Origin of the sequence: Actinobacillus vicugnae (assembly GCF_901687125.1) — a bacterium.
GTDB lineage: Bacteria > Pseudomonadota > Gammaproteobacteria > Enterobacterales > Pasteurellaceae > Actinobacillus > Actinobacillus vicugnae.
This window is the reverse complement of the sequence record NZ_CABFJY010000050.1, coordinates 1-15,941: the sequence shown is the minus strand read 5'-3', so window position 1 is coordinate 15,941 and position 15,941 is coordinate 1. Positions and strand designations below refer to the sequence as shown.

At 38.9% G+C, this 15,941-nt stretch carries 14 protein-coding genes; 6 read left to right on the top strand and 8 right to left on the bottom strand.

The window, feature by feature from the left end; all coding sequences use genetic code 11:
• Nucleotides 1–179 precede the first annotated feature (179 nt).
• From F8M47_RS11675 to F8M47_RS11660, 4 genes are all read left to right on the top strand, one after another.
• Nucleotides 180–1,220, top strand: coding sequence for an ABC transporter substrate-binding protein (locus tag F8M47_RS11675; protein WP_150540252.1), 1,041 nt, complete (start codon nt 180–182; stop codon nt 1,218–1,220).
• 103 nt (nt 1,221–1,323) lie between these two features.
• Nucleotides 1,324–3,387 carry an ABC transporter permease gene (locus F8M47_RS11670; RefSeq protein WP_150540251.1) on the top strand — a complete coding sequence of 688 codons (2,064 nt, stop codon included), beginning with the start codon at nt 1,324–1,326 and terminating at the stop codon, nt 3,385–3,387.
• A gap of 50 nt (nt 3,388–3,437) precedes the next feature.
• Nucleotides 3,438–4,484, top strand: a complete 1,047-nt coding sequence (fbpC, locus tag F8M47_RS11665) for a ferric ABC transporter ATP-binding protein (RefSeq protein WP_150540250.1) — start codon at nt 3,438–3,440, stop codon at nt 4,482–4,484.
• 272 nt (nt 4,485–4,756) lie between these two features.
• Nucleotides 4,757–5,242 carry a hypothetical protein gene (locus F8M47_RS11660; RefSeq protein ID WP_150540249.1) on the top strand — a complete coding sequence of 162 codons (486 nt, stop codon included), beginning with the start codon at nt 4,757–4,759 and terminating at the stop codon, nt 5,240–5,242.
• A 284-nt stretch (nt 5,243–5,526) separates the two neighbouring features.
• Here F8M47_RS11660 and tyrS read toward each other — a convergent pair whose 3' ends face one another.
• From tyrS to oxyR, 6 genes are all read right to left on the bottom strand, one after another.
• Nucleotides 5,527–6,717: a tyrosine--tRNA ligase gene (gene tyrS / locus F8M47_RS11655; protein WP_150540248.1), complete on the bottom strand. Its 1,191-nt coding sequence runs from the start codon at nt 6,715–6,717 to the stop codon at nt 5,527–5,529.
• A 331-nt stretch (nt 6,718–7,048) separates the two neighbouring features.
• The gene (locus tag F8M47_RS11650; RefSeq protein ID WP_150540247.1) at nt 7,049–7,510 is read right to left on the bottom strand and encodes a hypothetical protein; all 462 of its coding nucleotides are present in this window, start codon (nt 7,508–7,510) and stop codon (nt 7,049–7,051) included.
• A gap of 117 nt (nt 7,511–7,627) precedes the next feature.
• A complete protein-coding gene (rnr, locus tag F8M47_RS11645; RefSeq protein ID WP_150540246.1) occupies nt 7,628–9,991 on the bottom strand; it encodes a ribonuclease R in 2,364 nt (787 codons plus the stop codon).
• A gap of 63 nt (nt 9,992–10,054) precedes the next feature.
• A complete protein-coding gene (locus F8M47_RS11640) occupies nt 10,055–10,570 on the bottom strand; it encodes a protein disulfide oxidoreductase (protein WP_150540245.1) in 516 nt (171 codons plus the stop codon).
• The gene (fabR, locus tag F8M47_RS11635) at nt 10,570–11,202 is read right to left on the bottom strand and encodes an HTH-type transcriptional repressor FabR (protein ID WP_150540244.1); all 633 of its coding nucleotides are present in this window, start codon (nt 11,200–11,202) and stop codon (nt 10,570–10,572) included. Before fabR ends, F8M47_RS11640 begins: the two co-directional genes overlap by 1 nt.
• Nucleotides 11,195–12,088 (bottom strand): DNA-binding transcriptional regulator OxyR, encoded by an 894-nt coding sequence (gene oxyR, locus F8M47_RS11630; protein ID WP_150540243.1) that lies wholly within the window; start codon nt 12,086–12,088, stop codon nt 11,195–11,197. The genes fabR and oxyR overlap by 8 nt, the downstream gene beginning before the upstream one ends.
• 124 nt (nt 12,089–12,212) lie before the next feature.
• Here oxyR and F8M47_RS11625 point away from each other — a divergent pair, with 124 nt between their 5' ends.
• Entirely contained in the window at nt 12,213–12,950 is a 738-nt protein-coding gene (locus tag F8M47_RS11625; protein ID WP_150540242.1) for a glutathione peroxidase, read from the top strand.
• A gap of 64 nt (nt 12,951–13,014) precedes the next feature.
• On the opposite strand, the gene fbp is transcribed toward F8M47_RS11625, so the two are convergent.
• Nucleotides 13,015–14,019, bottom strand: coding sequence for a class 1 fructose-bisphosphatase (gene fbp, locus F8M47_RS11620; protein WP_150540241.1), 1,005 nt, complete (start codon nt 14,017–14,019; stop codon nt 13,015–13,017).
• 225 nt (nt 14,020–14,244) lie between these two features.
• Between fbp and mpl the strand changes: the two genes are divergently transcribed.
• A complete protein-coding gene (mpl, locus tag F8M47_RS11615; protein WP_150540240.1) occupies nt 14,245–15,609 on the top strand; it encodes a UDP-N-acetylmuramate:L-alanyl-gamma-D-glutamyl-meso-diaminopimelate ligase in 1,365 nt (454 codons plus the stop codon).
• Between the two features lie 242 nt (nt 15,610–15,851).
• Here the strand turns inward: mpl and F8M47_RS11610 are convergent, their stop codons facing one another.
• On the bottom strand, nt 15,852–15,932 hold the full coding sequence (locus F8M47_RS11610) for an IS3 family transposase (protein WP_483189294.1): 81 nt from the start codon (nt 15,930–15,932) through the stop codon (nt 15,852–15,854).
• Between the last annotated feature and the right edge of the window lie 9 nt (nt 15,933–15,941).

Here is a 15,941-nt window from a genome sequence, read left to right as displayed (position 1 = left end):
CGAAAATAAGAGCTGTGTAATTTTTGGTCTGTGCCGAATTCAACTCATCAATCTTACATTTTGTGAACTGCCTCACGGTATTTTTTGCCCATTTATTGTAAATTAGTGTTGAAAAGAAAATGTGGTTGGTGCTATTTCAGCACATTTTGTTGATTTACACTCAAGATGAGGTTTTGATTATGAAATTTAGAAAACTTTCTGTTGCTATTTCAACGGCATTACTTGGTGCTGGCTTGATGTTTAGTTCTGCAACACAGGCAAAAGGGCGTTTAGTCATTTATTGTAGTGCAACGAATGTAATGTGTGAGAATGCTGCAAAAACATTCGAACAAAAATACGATGTAAAAACATCTTTTATTCGTAATGGCTCAGGTAGCACTTTTGCGAAAATTGAGGCGGAAAAAAATAATCCACAGGCAGATGTTTGGTATGGTGGCACGTTAGATCCTCAATCACAAGCGGGCGAATTAGGTTTATTGGAAGCATATCGCTCACCAAATATTGATCAAATTATGCCGAAATTCCAAGACCCTGCGAAAGTAAAAGGTAACTTAAGTTCTGCAGTCTATATTGGGATCTTAGGTTTTGCGGTGAATACAGAGCGTTTGAAAAAATTAGGTATCGAGAAAATCCCACAATGTTGGCATGATTTAACCGATCCTAAACTGAAAGGCGAAATTCAAATTGCTGACCCACAAAGTTCTGGCACGGCTTATACTGCAATTGCAACCTTTGCACAACTTTGGGGCGAAGACAAAGCCTTTGATTATTTTAAACAGTTACATCCAAATATTTCACAATACACCAAATCGGGTATCACACCAGCGCGTAATGCCGCACGAGGCGAAACCACAGTCGGGATTGGTTTCTTACATGATTATGCGTTAGAAAAAGAGCAAGGGGCGCCGCTTGAAATGGTGGTGCCATGTGAAGGCACTGGCTACGAGCTTGGTGGAGTAAGTATCTTAAAAGGCGCTAGAAATTTAGATAATGCTAAATTATTCGTCGATTTTGCGCTTTCAAAAGAAGGGCAAGAAACCGCATGGAAAAAAGGTCAAGCATTACAAACATTAACCAATACTACTGCGGAACAATCACCATTAGCGTTTGATCTTACTAAGCTCAAGCTGATCGATTATGATTTTGAGAAATACGGCGCAAGTGATGAACGTAAACGCTTAATCAATAAATGGGTTAATGAAGTAAAATTAGCGAAATAATCGCCTTTATCTAAGCGGTCGTTTTTCGTAAAAATTTTGCAAAAAATCTGCGAAAAACGACCGCTTGCTTTTCGATATTTTTTATTAGTTGTTGTGAGGCTATATGGATTCTCTTACAAATAAAAGATCGCTGTTTGAATCTAGCCACTTTTGGATTCTGCTCGCGCTGATTGCATTTTTGTTGCTTCCTTCTAAAGCATTAGATTATGGCTTATTAGAAAGTACAGCAGATGAGTTTTTGCAAGCCATGGGTTGGTCTTCCGTTAATCTTACTATTCTGTGGTTTTTACCTTTAGTCGGTTTTTGGTTATTACCGTTCTTTAAGCTTTCGAGTGAAACACAAGTAAAAGCTGAGCTTATTTTAGTTGCCTTTATCTTCTTATTTACTTTTATTTCGGCAATGATTTATAAAGTGAGTATGGGATATTCAGTAATGGTACTAATTGTCAGTCTTACTGCACTGGCGACTTTTGCTTTTGCTAAGTTAAAAATGATGCAAGGCGATAAATTTATTATTGCCGCACTACTTAGCATTATTTTGTTGATTTTCTTCTTTATTGTTTATCCGACGGTCGCAATTTTTATTTCGATGTTTTACGACGGTGAAACCTTTGCACCTGAACAAGTAGTGAGTATTTTAGGACAAGGTTATATCGTTCGTATAATTAGCAATTCGCTTTTCTTATCTGGCTTTGTGGGGATTGTTTCAACCATTTTTGGTTTGGCATTTGCGCTTTATACCACTCGAATTGCTCGCCGTACGGCATTTATCGGCAAAATTTTCTCAATTTTACCGATTGTAACTCCGCCTTTTGTGGTTGGGCTTGGGGTAACCTTAATGCTCGGTCGTTCAGGCTATGTGACCGAATTTTTAGATAGCTATTTCGGTTTTAAAGATCATAATTGGCTGTATGGTTTTAACGGGATTGCAATTGCGCAGATTCTCGCCTTTGCGCCAATTTCATTTATGATTTTAGACGGCGCGTTAAAATCAATTCACCCGTCGATTGAAGAAGCGTCTTATACGTTACGGGCAAATCGTTATCAAACTTTCTATAATATTATTTTCCCATTATTACGTCCCGCATTAGCAAATTCATTTTTAATTGTCTTTATTCAATCACTCGCAGACTTCAGTAATCCGTTGGTTTTAGGAGGAAGTTTTGATGTGATTGCTACCCAAATTTATTTTTATATTGCAGGTTCGCAATTGGATTATGCTTCGGCAAGTACATTGGGTTCAATGTTACTAATTTTCTCATTGCTGATTTTTATTATTCAATATATATGGATCGGTAACCGTTCTTATGTCACGGTGTCGGGTAAATCTTACCGTGGCGATGTACAAGATTTACCAAGCGGTTTGAAATATACCATTATTGCGATGCTTGGTTTTTGGGTAATATTTAACTTCGCGCTATACGGCAGTATTTTCTATGGTAGTTTCACGGTGAACTGGGGCGTAGATTACACCTTAACACTGAATAACTATGCAATGTTATTTGGGCAAGGTTTAAGTGACGGCGCTTGGCCATCACTGATTAATACCATGATTTATGCGGGCATTGCCGCACCGCTGACTGCATTATTTGGCTTATTGATTGCTTATATTGTGGTGCGTAAGGATTTCCAAGGCAAGAAAACATTAGAATTTTTAACCATGCTCTGTTTTGCGGTACCAGGTACCGTTGCTGGTGTGTCTTATATTCTCGCCTTTAATGATGCACCAATGTATATTACAGGCACAGGTATTATCATTATTATTTCAATGGTAATGCGGGATTTACCCATCGGTATGCGGGCTGCGATTGCTGGGCTTGGGCAGCTTGATAAATCATTGGATGAAGCTTCACTTTCATTAAAAGGTAGCTCATTAAAAACCATTTGGTTTATTGTGTTCCCATTGCTTAAACCTGCATTACTCTCAGCATTAGTAACCAGCTTTGTACGAGCAATGACCACGGTAAGCGCAATTGTATTCCTTGTAACAGCTGATACTCGAGTGGCAACTGCTTATATTTTAAATCGAGTCGAAGATGGCGAATATGGTGTAGCAATTGCCTATGGGTCAATTCTTATTGTGGTGATGATGGCGATTATTTTATTCTTTGACTGGGTTGTCGGAGATACACGCATCGCTAAATCCAAAGCGAAAAAAGCAGATTAATTAGTAAACGAGTGCTATAACTGTCGCTCGTAAATAAAAAGGCAAAGAATATGAATAACGATTTTTTAGTTTTGAAAAATATTACCAAATCTTTTGGTAAAGCAACGGTGATTGATAACTTAGATTTAGTGATTAAACAAGGCACGATGGTTACGCTACTTGGGCCTTCAGGCTGTGGCAAAACGACGGTGCTACGTTTAGTGGCGGGGCTTGAAAGCCCTACAAGCGGTCAAATTTTTATTGATGGTGAAGATGTCACTAAATCTTCAATTCAAAACCGAGATATTTGTATTGTGTTCCAATCTTATGCATTGTTTCCGCATATGTCGATTGGTGATAATGTCGGCTATGGCTTGCGTATGCAAGGCATTAACAATGAAGAGCGTAAGCAGCGTGTCAAAGAGGCATTAGAACTGGTTGATTTAGCTGGTTTTGAAGATCGCTTTGTTGATCAAATTTCTGGTGGGCAACAACAGCGTGTTGCATTGGCTCGAGCATTGGTGTTGAAACCAAAAGTATTGTTATTTGATGAGCCACTCAGTAACTTAGATGCGAATTTACGTCGTTCTATGCGTGAAAAAATTCGTGAACTTCAACAGCGCTTGGGTATTACTTCTCTGTATGTTACCCACGATCAAACAGAAGCATTTGCAGTTTCTGATGAAGTTATCGTGATGAATAAAGGCAAAATCATGCAAAAAGCACCTGCGAAAGATCTCTATTTACGCCCGAATTCTTTATTTCTTGCAAACTTTATGGGTGAGTCGACGATTTTTGAAGGTGAGTTACAGCAAGGTATTGTTTCAGTTGGAGATTATCATTTCCCCGTAAATAATATAGCAGATTCCAATTTATCAGATGGAGCGTGTTTGATCGGCGTTCGCCCAGAAGCGATTAGGCTGACTGATACAGGTGAGGTCTGTCAACGTTGTCAAATTAAAAGCGCAGTTTATATGGGCAATCATTGGGAAATCGTAGCGGATTGGAATGGTAAAGATGTGTTGATAAACAGCAATCCAGATCAATTTGATCCACAGTTAAAACAAGCTTTTATTCACTTTACAGAGCAGGGGATTTTCTTACTAAATAGAGAATAGCACCCACTTTAAATAAGATCAGCAAGCGGTCAAAATTTTCGAAATGATGTAGGGTGGGACTAATGCCCGCCCGTAAACACACTAAATTTTAGCAAATATGACCGCTTATTTTCTGTACGAGTCACTTGGCGATAAGTAGTTTATATATCACATATTTCGGTCATTTCTGTTTAAAATAATTAAATTTTGCCATAAAAGTTATTTTTAGTTTACATAATGTCGCATTATTGATGTAAAATTGTGTTAAGATAACGTTTTTTACAGAGGAGGCTATGTTAAAACAAATCGTACTATCAGCGCTTGGGCTTATAAACAGTTATTCTCATCAGTTTAATGAATGGCTATTTCATGCAAAACATAAGCATGAAGAGTGTGTCATTTTAGCTGATGTAATAAATAGTGAAATTTATTTGCAAAAATATGGGTTGCATAACTTTTATCAACAAATGAAGTATCAACAGCAATTAATTCATTATGTAAGGCTAAAGGAGGATAATACTTTAAAAAGTAAATTTATCGCTTATGAGCGAGATATTTTATTACCAGATGAGTTTGAATATTATGTTCTTAACATATCGAAAAATTTAAAAGAGAGCTTGTTTTTTACTGAATTAAGCTCTACCCAATTAGATTTAACTGTTCTGGATACAATTTTTACTTATAAACTGGATGAGATATTTAGATTTATTGAAGAAAAAGGTGATAAGCTGAAGGTGATTTTTATCGATGATCACGTTGCATATATTTGTATCACTTGATATACAATAATTTTTTATTCATTATTTACCTAGTCGATATAACGAATTTTTACTGATATCAAATGCTTGTTATGTTCAATAAAATAATAAAGAAGGACATTTTATTTGAAGCATAGATACTTAGGGCTTTAGGTTTAACTTGAAAGCTATTATAAAGTGAAAATAGTGTAATACTTATTTTCAGCTTATTAATTTCATAGCTGTATGCTAATTTTGGGTATTTTTTATTAATTAGGAATAAGTAAAAAAGGAAGCTAAAAGCTTCCTTTTTTATATTTAGCGGTTTATTTTACCGTTACACGCGCAAATTTACGTTTACCTACTTGATAAACAAAAGTGCCTTGTTGAGCATTTTGACGAACGTCTTCGACTTTTTCACCATCAATTTTTACCCCACCTTGCTGCGCAGAGCGAATCGCTTCAGAAGTTGAAGCTACCAGTCCCGCTTCTTTTAATAAAGTTGCTAAACCAATTTCGCCTTCGAAAGTAAATTCTGGCATTTCATCAGGGATTGCGCCTTTTTGGAAGCGGTTGATAAATTCTTGTTCTGCAGCATCTGCTGACGCTTGGTCATGGAAGCGTGCAATTAATTCTTTCGCCAGCAAGATTTTTACATCGCGTGGGTTTTTGCCTGCTGCAACATCCGCTTTTAATTGGGCAATTTCTTCTAATGGTCGGAATGAAAGTAAATTATACCAATCCCACATTAATTCATCAGAAATCGACATCACTTTACCGAACATATCGCTTGGTGCATCTGTTACACCAATATAGTTACCAAGTGATTTTGACATTTTTTTCTCGCCGTCTAAACCAACAAGCAGTGGTAAAGTCATTGCAACTTGCGGTTTTTGACCCGCTGATTTTTGTAGCTCACGACCCACTAATAAGTTAAAGGTTTGGTCTGTGCCGCCTAGTTCAACGTCTGCTTTTAATTCAACAGAGTCATGGCCTTGTAATAAAGGATAAATAAATTCGTGAATCGCAATAGGTTGGTTATTGCTAAAACGTTTTTTGAAATCATCACGTTCAAGCATACGTGCAACGGTGTAATTCGAAGCAAGGCGAATCATACCTTCTGTACCTAATTGGCCTAACCAGTCTGAATTAAATACAATTTTAGTTTTTTGTGGATCAAGAATCTTGAAAATTTGCTCTTTATAAGTTTCCGCATTGCGTAATACATCTTCGCGGCTTAACGGTGGGCGAGTTGTATTTTTTCCTGATGGATCGCCAACCATACCTGTAAAGTCGCCAATTAAGAAATAAACGTCATGACCAAAATTTTGGAATTGGCGAAGCTTATTTAAAACAACCGTATGACCTAAATGAATATCTGGCGCCGTTGGGTCCGCACCTAATTTGATACGTAATGGGCGATTTTCTTTTAACTTTGCAATTAAATCTTCTTCAGAATAGATGTTTTCAACGCCACGTTTTAGTTCAGCTAACGTTGTTTCAATAGATTGAGCCATTGCTTGATTCCTTATATCTTATTTAAATGTCAAATAAATCTATTATAGCGAGATACGTTGCAGTTGATAAGGCTTAATCCGCAATAGACGAAAAAAAACGCCTCATTTTGTGGGGGAATGAGGCGTAAAGAGTTGGAGTGATTACCTATTATTTTTGAAGTGATTTAATGATAATGATTCTCATCTTGTTAAGCAAGCAGCTTTACAATTTCTTACAAATGAGAATCTTTATTATTTAGAGTGGGGTTAAGCATAGGATCTTTCCTGTATTTCTTCAAGCTTAAAAATAACTAAGTTATAGCTAAAAGTTACAAGCGGTCGAATTTATACTTTAACTTTCACGACAATTTAGCCATGGCACACGCACACCGTTGATATTTTTGTAGTAAACCGATCCTTGCTCACGAGCAATAAGGTCAATATGACTGCCTTGAATCGGATGATAAGAGCGATAAGTTACTTCAAAACGAGACCCTCGGGCATTCAGTGGTTTATTTTCAAGGTGATCAAATGGCTGAATTTGTCCACCATCTAACTGAAAGTAAAAGCCAAAATTACCTGGCATTCGGCTTTCTCTTGAAAGTGGGAAGTAGCTTGCTAAGTAAGAGTGTGAGCCTGTTTCAAAGTTACTACATAGATAATGATAACGTTTGTAATGTGTTGGATTGGAAAGCTCTGCTTGGCTGATATTGTCTTTTAAATATCCTACTTTAGCCTTTTTAGCAGGTTGTGAGGTACAAGCAAATAGTGCTGTTAATGTTGAAACTAAACAAATAAGTTTTAGGCGATTCATATAAATAGGTTCCGAGAAATAGCCTAGGGTGAACTAAGCTAACATAATTTAAATTTAGTAAGCGGTCGAATTTGCAGAAAATTTCACAAATTTAACCGCTTGTTGATAAGTTAACGATTACTTTTTACGTTTTGAAGCAGTAGATTTTTTGGTTTTTTTTGCGGTTTTTCGTGTTGCCTTTTCTTTTTTAGTTTTGGCTTTGCTTGCTTTAATCGTTTTTGGTTCTTTGAAAACAGGTTTATCGCCTGCTTTTTTCGCTTTTTGTTTGGCGGTTTTTCCGACCGCAATACCTTTGCGGAGATTATCAATTAAAGCAAAATCTATTTTCTTATCATCTAAGTTTACATTGATCACTTTAACTTTCACAGGATCACCTAAACGATAAATCACACCGCTGCCACCAACAAGGCGCTGGCGATCGGCATCATAATGATAGTAATCATTATCGAGCGTAGAAATATGTACTAAACCATCAATCAGTAGATCATTGATTTTTACAAATAAGCCGAAGCCCGTTACGCTCGAAATCACGCCTTCAAATGTTTCACCAAGGTGATCTTGCATAAATTCACATTTGAGCCAATCAGCCACTTCACGAGTGGCTTCATCAGCACGGCGTTCGGTGGCCGAGCATTTATCGCCAAATTGGTCAATATCGTCTAATTTGTAGTGATAGCCACCACCGTTCGTATAATTGCGGGTATTGCCTTTTTCTTTTTCAACCAAATACTTAATTGCACGATGCAATAATAAATCAGGGTAGCGACGAATCGGCGAGGTAAAGTGCGCATATTCGCTTAATGCTAAGCCAAAGTGCCCTACATTATCTGCCGCATACACTGCTTGTTTGAGCGAGCGGAGTAGCATGGTCTGAATTAATTCACGATCAGGACGTTCCGCCAGCTGCTCAATCAGTGCTGCATAATCTTTGGGTTTGGGGTCGAGACCCACATCCCAAGTGAGTCCACATTCTCGAATAAATGATTTGAAACTGGTTAATTTTTCTTCACTTGGTTTATCGTGAATACGGAATATCGCAGGTTCATTCGCGTTTTCTACAAAGCGAGCGGAAGCAATATTTGCCAGAATCATACATTCTTCGATAATTTTGTGTGCATCGTTACGAATCAGTGGTTCAATACGTTCAATACGCCCTTGTGGATTGAAAATAAATTGGTTTTCAACCGTTTCAAATTCGATTGCACCACGTTTTTGGCGGGCTTTGAGCAACACTTGGAACATTTCATTTAGCGTTTCTAAATGTGGAACAAGTGGTGCATAGCGCTCGCGTAGCGCTTCATCTCCTTCTAAAATCTTCCATACTTTGGTGTAGGTTAAGCGCGCGTGCGAGTTCATCACCGCTTCATAAAATTGATAGCTTGTTAATTCGCCTTTATTTGAAACAGTCATTTCTGCCACAAGGCATAATCTGTCTACTTGTGGATTCAATGAACATAAACCATTTGAAAGTATTTCAGGCAACATTGGAATTACACGATTTGGAAAATAAACCGAATTACCACGGTTAGCTGCTTCTAAATCTAGAGCCGTTTTTGGGCGAACATAGTAACTCACATCGGCAATTGCCACCCATAAACGCCAACCGTTGTTTTCTTTTTTGGCAAAAACGGCATCGTCAAAATCTCTTGCGCTTTCACCGTCAATGGTGACCAACGGCAAATCACGCAGATCTACACGCCCAGCTTTTGCCTCTTCTGGTACTTCTTCACTAAAGTGGCGAATTTGTTTTTCGACCGCTTCACTCCAAACGTGTGGAATATCATGATTGCGTAGCGCAATTTCAATTTCCATACCTGGTGCAAGGTTGTCGCCTAAAATTTCAGTAATAAAACCGATAGGGCGATTGAAGCTTGCTTTGCGTTCTTGTAATTCCACTACAACTACTTGCCCCATACGCGCGCCCATACGCTGATCGTCAGGAATTAAAATATCTTGGGTGAGGCGACTATCGTCAGGTACTACAAAGCCAATGCCACTTTCAAGGAAGAAACGACCGACAATTTGTTTTTTACGAGCCTCTAATACACGCACAATACGCACTTCACGACGACCTCTGCGATCAGTGCCGTTTGGCTGTGCTAGTACAAAGTCACCATGCATCACACGTGTCATTTGATTGTTGGGAATAAACCAATCATCGCCTTTTTCGCTGCCTTCTACTTGTAAAAAACCATAGCCATCGCGATGCCCGATCACAGTGCCTTTCAACAAATCCATTTTTTCTGGTAACGCATAGCGTTTACGTTTAGTAAAGATAAGCTGCCCGTCATTTTCCATCGCGCGTAGGCGACGGCGCACGCCCTCAATGCGTTCTTCGTCGTAAATATGAAAGGCTTCGAGCAATTCTTCACGGCTCATTGGCGCATCAAATTCTCGAATAGTATTTAAAATGAATTCTCGACTTGGTACGGGGTTTTCGTACTTTTCGAGCTCTTGTTGGTAATTTGGATCTACTATCATAAGCTTCTCGATATGCTAAAGCGGTCTGATTTGTAGAAAAATTTGCAAATCAGACCGCTTGAATTAGGTTAAGGAACTCAGCCAGAGGCGGATTTTTAGCCCCCAATAGCTGGTCAGCCCTGTTGTGTGCTGTACAATCTCACCGTCCTTGACAATTAACATTGTCGGTGTTGCTTGAATGCCCCAGCTTTTAGATATTCTGCCATCAGGATCATTGATAACAGGAAATGCATAATTTGCTTGTTGTAAATAATCGGCTACTTGTTGTGGATCACCTGATTGGAGGGCGACGCTTAATACAGGTACGCCGTCATCAGCTAATTGCTGAATTGCAGATGAACTCAGTTTGCAATAAGTACACCAGCTTCCCCAGAAGTAAAGTAGCATAGGTTTTTGGTGACTTATCTGTGCAATCACTTTTGGCTGTTGCTGTAAATCGTACCAAACCTGTTGAGCAAATGCATTGGGTGCGCTGGGTTTGCGATACCAATCAATTATGGTACTTAGCACGATAAACAAGACGCCGTAGCCAAACAGATTTTTAGCAAAGCGAAAGAGCAGGCTACTTTGGTTTGACATTATTGATGCCCCTTATCGTGACTATAAGTATAAGACGCAGCGCCTCGAGTGAGCATGCGCAATTGCATAATGACACGCTTTTTCAGTTTTTCACGTTCTTGGGCATTCATATCAAGTGCATAACCGCCAGCAGTAAACACTATCGTCATTAACCCTTCTGCTTGGATATGAGCTATTTCACGGCTACTATTCGCATCTTTGCTCATAATGTAATCAGTTAATTCCGCAATAAAATGCTGAATTTCTCGGGAGGCTGCAGTACGAAACGCTTGAGATGTACCAGAACTTTCGCGCAATAACAAACGGAATACATTTGGTCTATCAGCAATAAATTCGAAGAAGGTTTCAGTGGAAAGAGCTACCACACTGCCACCGTTTGCAATACGTTTACGCGCTTGGCGCATTAATTGGCGAAGCAGTAAACCAGATTCATCCACCATCGCCAGCCCTAATTCATCCATATCTTTAAAATGGCGATAGAACGATGTGGGAGCAATACCTGCTTCTCTGGCTACTTCCCGTAAACTTAAATTCGAAAAACTTTTTTCAGCACTTAATTGATTAAATGCAGCATCAACTAAAGCTCGACGAGTTTTTTCTTTTTGCTGGGCTCGAATACCAACGTTACTCATACATTTTCTCTTGTTTCATAATATTTGAAACTTCTTTCGCCAAGCGCTCATAACGAACCCGTAATGGCGAACCTGGGCGATAAATTAAACCGACAGAACGATAAGGTTTTGGATCGTTAAAGGTAAGATAATTTACGCCTTCACATTGTTTAGTGGCTAATTGTGGAATTAATGATATTCCTGCATTGGCTGCAACCATGTTGCGTAATGTTTCAAGATTGGTTGCTTTAAAGTGTGAACTTTCTTTGGCGCCAACAGATAAACAGTAATCTAATGTTTGGGTGCGTAAGCAGTGACCGCCGTCTAAAAACAACAATTCTTTATCTTTTAATGCATTAATATCTAAACTTTTTTGTTTTGCCCATTCATGTTGTTGTGAAACCGCTAACAGCATTTGTTCATTGAAAATAGGAACTTCGATAAATGGTTCGCTTTCTTTTACAAACGCCAAAATACCGCAGTCTAATTGACCAGACTCAAGTTGATCCACTAATTGTGCCGTTTGTAACTCGTAGATATATAGCTCTAATTCAGGGAAAGCAGATTTTAATGCTGGCAACACTAATGGCAAAAGGTATGGGCCAAGTGTTGGAATAATTCCAACGTGAAGTGGACCAGACATTTCTTTACCTTGATTGCTTGCCATTTCTTTTAGTACTTTAACTTCACGCAATACGGATTTCGCTTGTTCAACAAGGGTTAAACCTGCTTGGGTAAATAACACTTTACGGCTGGTGCGCTCAAGTAAAACTGTACCCAACTCGTCTTCTAATTTGCGAATTTGACCGCTTAGCGTTGGTTGGCTCACATTGCAGGCATCTGCTGCACGGCGGAAATGCTTATAATCTGCTAATGCAATTAAATATTCTAAATCTCTAATATTCACAGGATCTCCTAATTAGATCGAAGAATGACCATTTTCCCTATTAATCAAATAGGCTGAATTATGGCATATTTAGGTGTAGAATGCGTACGGTTTTTGAAAACATTATGTAAAACAGGAGAATTTTATGTCATTTAAAGATATGACTGGGCAAAAAGTGCCTAACGTAACTTTCCCAACTCGTAAAGGTGGCGAATGGGTTAATGTAACTACAGCAGATTTATTTGATAACAAAACCGTTGTAGTTTTCTCTCTACCGGGTGCGTTCACCCCAACTTGTTCATCAACTCACTTACCACGTTACAATGAATTAGCAGGCGAGTTCAAAAAATTAGGCGTTGATTCAATCATCTGTATCTCAGTAAACGATACTTTCGTAATGAACGCTTGGGCGAAAGACCAAGATGCTGAAAACGTAATCTTATTAGCAGACGGTAACGGCGAATTCACCGAAGGTATGGGTCGTTTAGTAGATAAAGCTAATTTAGGTTTCGGCAAACGTTCATGGCGTTACTCTATGCTTGTGAAAAACGGCGAAATTGTAAAAATGTTTGATGAGCCAGAAAAAGATGGCGACCCGTTTGAAGTTTCTGATGCAGAAACTATGATCAAATTCTTAAATCCAGAGTGGAAGGATCAAGATCCAATCGTGGTATTTAGCAAAACAGATTGCCCATTCTGCGCAAAAGCGAAAGCATTATTAACATCAAAAGGCTTACGTTTTGAAGAAATCGTGTTAGACAACGATTCACAACGTGGCAAAGTGGTACGTGCGGTTGCAGGTAGCCAAACTGTTCCACAAATCTTTATCGGCGGTAAATTAATCGGCGGTAGCGATGCATTAGAAGCGCATTTTGCAAAATAATCGGCGAATTTGACCGCTTAATATAAAGAAAACCGAACGTTTTAAAGCGTTCGGTTTTTTGTTTTTATTCGGTAAATTCTTGCATAAATTTGACCGCTTGTTGCACCATTGAATTTGAGCCGACAAAGAACGGCACGCGTTGGTGAAGCGCTGCTGGCTTAATATCTAAAATCGGATTAAATCCGTCGGTTGCCATACCGCCAGCTTGCTCTGCTAAAAATGCCATTGGATTTCCTTCATACAGCAAACGCAATTTACCTTTTGGATACACGGTCGAGGTTGGATAAATATAAATTCCGCCTTTTAATAAATTGCGGTGGAAGTCTGACACCAGTGAGCCGATATAGCGTGATGAATACGGACGTTTGGTCGCTTCATCGCTTTCTTGGCAATATTTGATAAATTTCTTCACGCCCATTGGGAAGGTAACGTATTGCCCTTCGTTGATAGAGTAATATTTGCCTTCAAATGGCATTTTCATATCTGGGTGCGACAAAATAAATAAACCGAGTGAAGGATCGTAAGTAAAGCCGTTTACGCCATTACCTGTGGTATAAACCAGCATGGTTGATGAACCATAGGTAACATAGCCAGACGCAACTTGTTTACGTCCTTCTTGTAAGAAATCTTCAATAGTTACGGGCGTTCCGATTGGCGAAACACGTTTATAAATTGAGAAAATTGTCCCCACCGAAACATTCACATCAATATTTGATGAGCCGTCGAGCGGATCTGTCATTAAAATATATTTAGCATTTCTGCCTCTTTCGTTGTCAAATGCTACGAAATTATCGTCTTCTTCTGAAGCAAAACCAGCCACATCTTCACGGGCAATTAAGGCTTTTTTCATGGTTTCATTAGCGAACACATCTAATTTCATTTGTGCTTCACCTTGAATGTTTTCCGAGCCCGCTACACCTAAAATATCTTGGCTTAAACCCGCTCGGTTAATTTCACGATGAATGATTTTAGCTGCAAGACGAATAGACGATAAGATACCGCTTAGTTCACCTTTGGCTTCGGGATACTCTGCTTGTTTTTCAATAATAAATTCGCCGAGTGTCTTCATAATTTCTCCTTTGGGTATGCTAAAATAGTTAGGGTCTGTTGATCATTGTTTCTTATCCGAGTGAGAGGCTATTTTTACCAAGACAAGGCAAACTTTATGAAGTTAAGCCATCTTAACGAATAAGACCCTATCAGTATTATTATAGAAAGAAATTAAATCCTCCTCTAACGGGGTATAACAAGTTTGTGACATTGATCACAAAAATTTTACATTGAAGGCTAATTTATGACGCAAAAACACATTCATATTCTTGGGATCTGCGGGACTTTTATGGGCGGCGTTGCGATGATCGCGCGTGAGTTAGGCTATAAAGTAACAGGTTCTGATACCAATGTTTATCCGCCAATGAGTACATTTTTAGAAAATCATGGTATTGAAATTATTCCGAATTACGATGTCGCACAGCTACAACCTGCGCCTGATTTGGTGGTGATTGGGAATGCGATGAGCCGTGGTAATCCTTGTGTGGAATATGTGTTGGATAACCAACTGAATTACACATCAGGCCCACAGTGGTTACACGATCACTTATTAAAAGATCGTTGGGTGCTAGCGGTTTCAGGTACGCATGGTAAAACCACAACAACGGGTATGTTGGCGTGGATTTTAGATCAAAACCAGATCGATACAGGCTTTTTAATTGGCGGGGTAGCGGGCAATTTTGGTATTTCAGCCCGTGCAGGCTCAAGCAAATTCTTTGTGATTGAAGCGGATGAATATGATTCAGCATTTTTTGATAAACGTTCTAAATTTGTACATTACACGCCCAAAACGTTAATTATTAATAATATCGAATTTGATCATGCCGATATTTTTGATGACTTAAAAGCGATTCAGCGCCAGTTCCACCATCTAGTGCGCACTATGCCAAGCAGCGGTTGTATTCTTTCAGCGACAGCGGATGAAAATGTACAAAACACTTTGAAAATGGGCAGTTATAGCGAATTGCAATTTATCGCTGAAGATAAACAATGGTTTGCAAAACCAATTTCTGCCGATTGCTCACATTTTGAAGTCTTCCATCATGGTGAAAAAGTGGGTGAAGTGAAATGGAATATTATTGGCGCACACAATATGCATAATGCATTAATGGCGGTAGCTGCTGCTCATCATGCTGGGGTATCTATTCAAGGTGCATGCGACGCATTAGGCTCATTTATTAATGCAAATCGTCGCTTGGAAGTAAAAGGCGAAGTGAATGGCATTACGGTATACGATGATTTTGCTCACCACCCAACTGCGATTGCTGCAACCATTGATGCGTTGCGTGGCAAAGTAGGTAAAGCAGAGCGTATTTTGGCGGTGCTTGAGCCTCGTTCTAATACCATGAAAATGGGGGTACATAAAGAGGAAATTGCACCAAGTTTAGCTGATGCGGATGCGGTATTTGTTTATCAGCCAGATATGATTCCATGGTCAGTTTCGGCGATCACTGATGCGTTAAGCCAGCCTGCAGCTTGGTCTACTGATCTTGGTGAATTGGTGGCAAAAATTGTGCAAGAAGCAAAACCAACCGATCATATTTTGGTGATGAGCAATGGCGCATTTGGTGGTATTCATCAAAAGCTACTAGCCGCATTAGAGGCATAGAACTTTAACCACAGAACATATGGAATAAACGGCAATTTTCCGTATGTTTTGTGGTTTTTTATTTGAACAAGCGGTCGTAAACTTCTACATTTTTACGACTGCTTGCTGTTACTAAGATGTCGCAATAAATTTTAGACGTAAGTTATCAATTCGCTCAAAAATAGACATATCAATTTCCTTTTCTATTAAAAACAAATGACCGCTATTTGATCTGCCCCCCAAAAGTTGGACAGGTTAGTACACTATAAATATTGAGCTCTGTATTGTGCAGGGCTCAATCCTTTTAAATCCATTTTAATACGCTTTTGGTTGTAATACATCACATATTCTTC

Excerpts from the sequence above, each read along its gene's own strand:
- tyrS (WP_150540248.1), bottom strand. The coding sequence starts at position 6,717 with ATGGCTCAATCTATTGAAACAACGTTAGCTGAACTAAAACGTGGCGTT.
- fbp (WP_150540241.1), bottom strand. The coding sequence starts at position 14,019 with ATGAAGACACTCGGCGAATTTATTATTGAAAAACAAGCAGAGTATCCC.
- fabR (WP_150540244.1), bottom strand. The coding sequence starts at position 11,202 with ATGAGTAACGTTGGTATTCGAGCCCAGCAAAAAGAAAAAACTCGTCGA.
- F8M47_RS11670 (WP_150540251.1), top strand. The coding sequence starts at position 1,324 with ATGGATTCTCTTACAAATAAAAGATCGCTGTTTGAATCTAGCCACTTT.
- F8M47_RS11660 (WP_150540249.1), top strand. The coding sequence starts at position 4,757 with ATGTTAAAACAAATCGTACTATCAGCGCTTGGGCTTATAAACAGTTAT.
- F8M47_RS11650 (WP_150540247.1), bottom strand. The coding sequence starts at position 7,510 with ATGAATCGCCTAAAACTTATTTGTTTAGTTTCAACATTAACAGCACTA.
- fbpC (WP_150540250.1), top strand. The coding sequence starts at position 3,438 with ATGAATAACGATTTTTTAGTTTTGAAAAATATTACCAAATCTTTTGGT.
- rnr (WP_150540246.1), bottom strand. The coding sequence starts at position 9,991 with ATGATAGTAGATCCAAATTACCAACAAGAGCTCGAAAAGTACGAAAAC.
- F8M47_RS11640 (WP_150540245.1), bottom strand. The coding sequence starts at position 10,570 with ATGTCAAACCAAAGTAGCCTGCTCTTTCGCTTTGCTAAAAATCTGTTT.
- mpl (WP_150540240.1), top strand. The coding sequence starts at position 14,245 with ATGACGCAAAAACACATTCATATTCTTGGGATCTGCGGGACTTTTATG.
- F8M47_RS11675 (WP_150540252.1), top strand. The coding sequence starts at position 180 with ATGAAATTTAGAAAACTTTCTGTTGCTATTTCAACGGCATTACTTGGT.
- F8M47_RS11625 (WP_150540242.1), top strand. The coding sequence starts at position 12,213 with ATGTCATTTAAAGATATGACTGGGCAAAAAGTGCCTAACGTAACTTTC.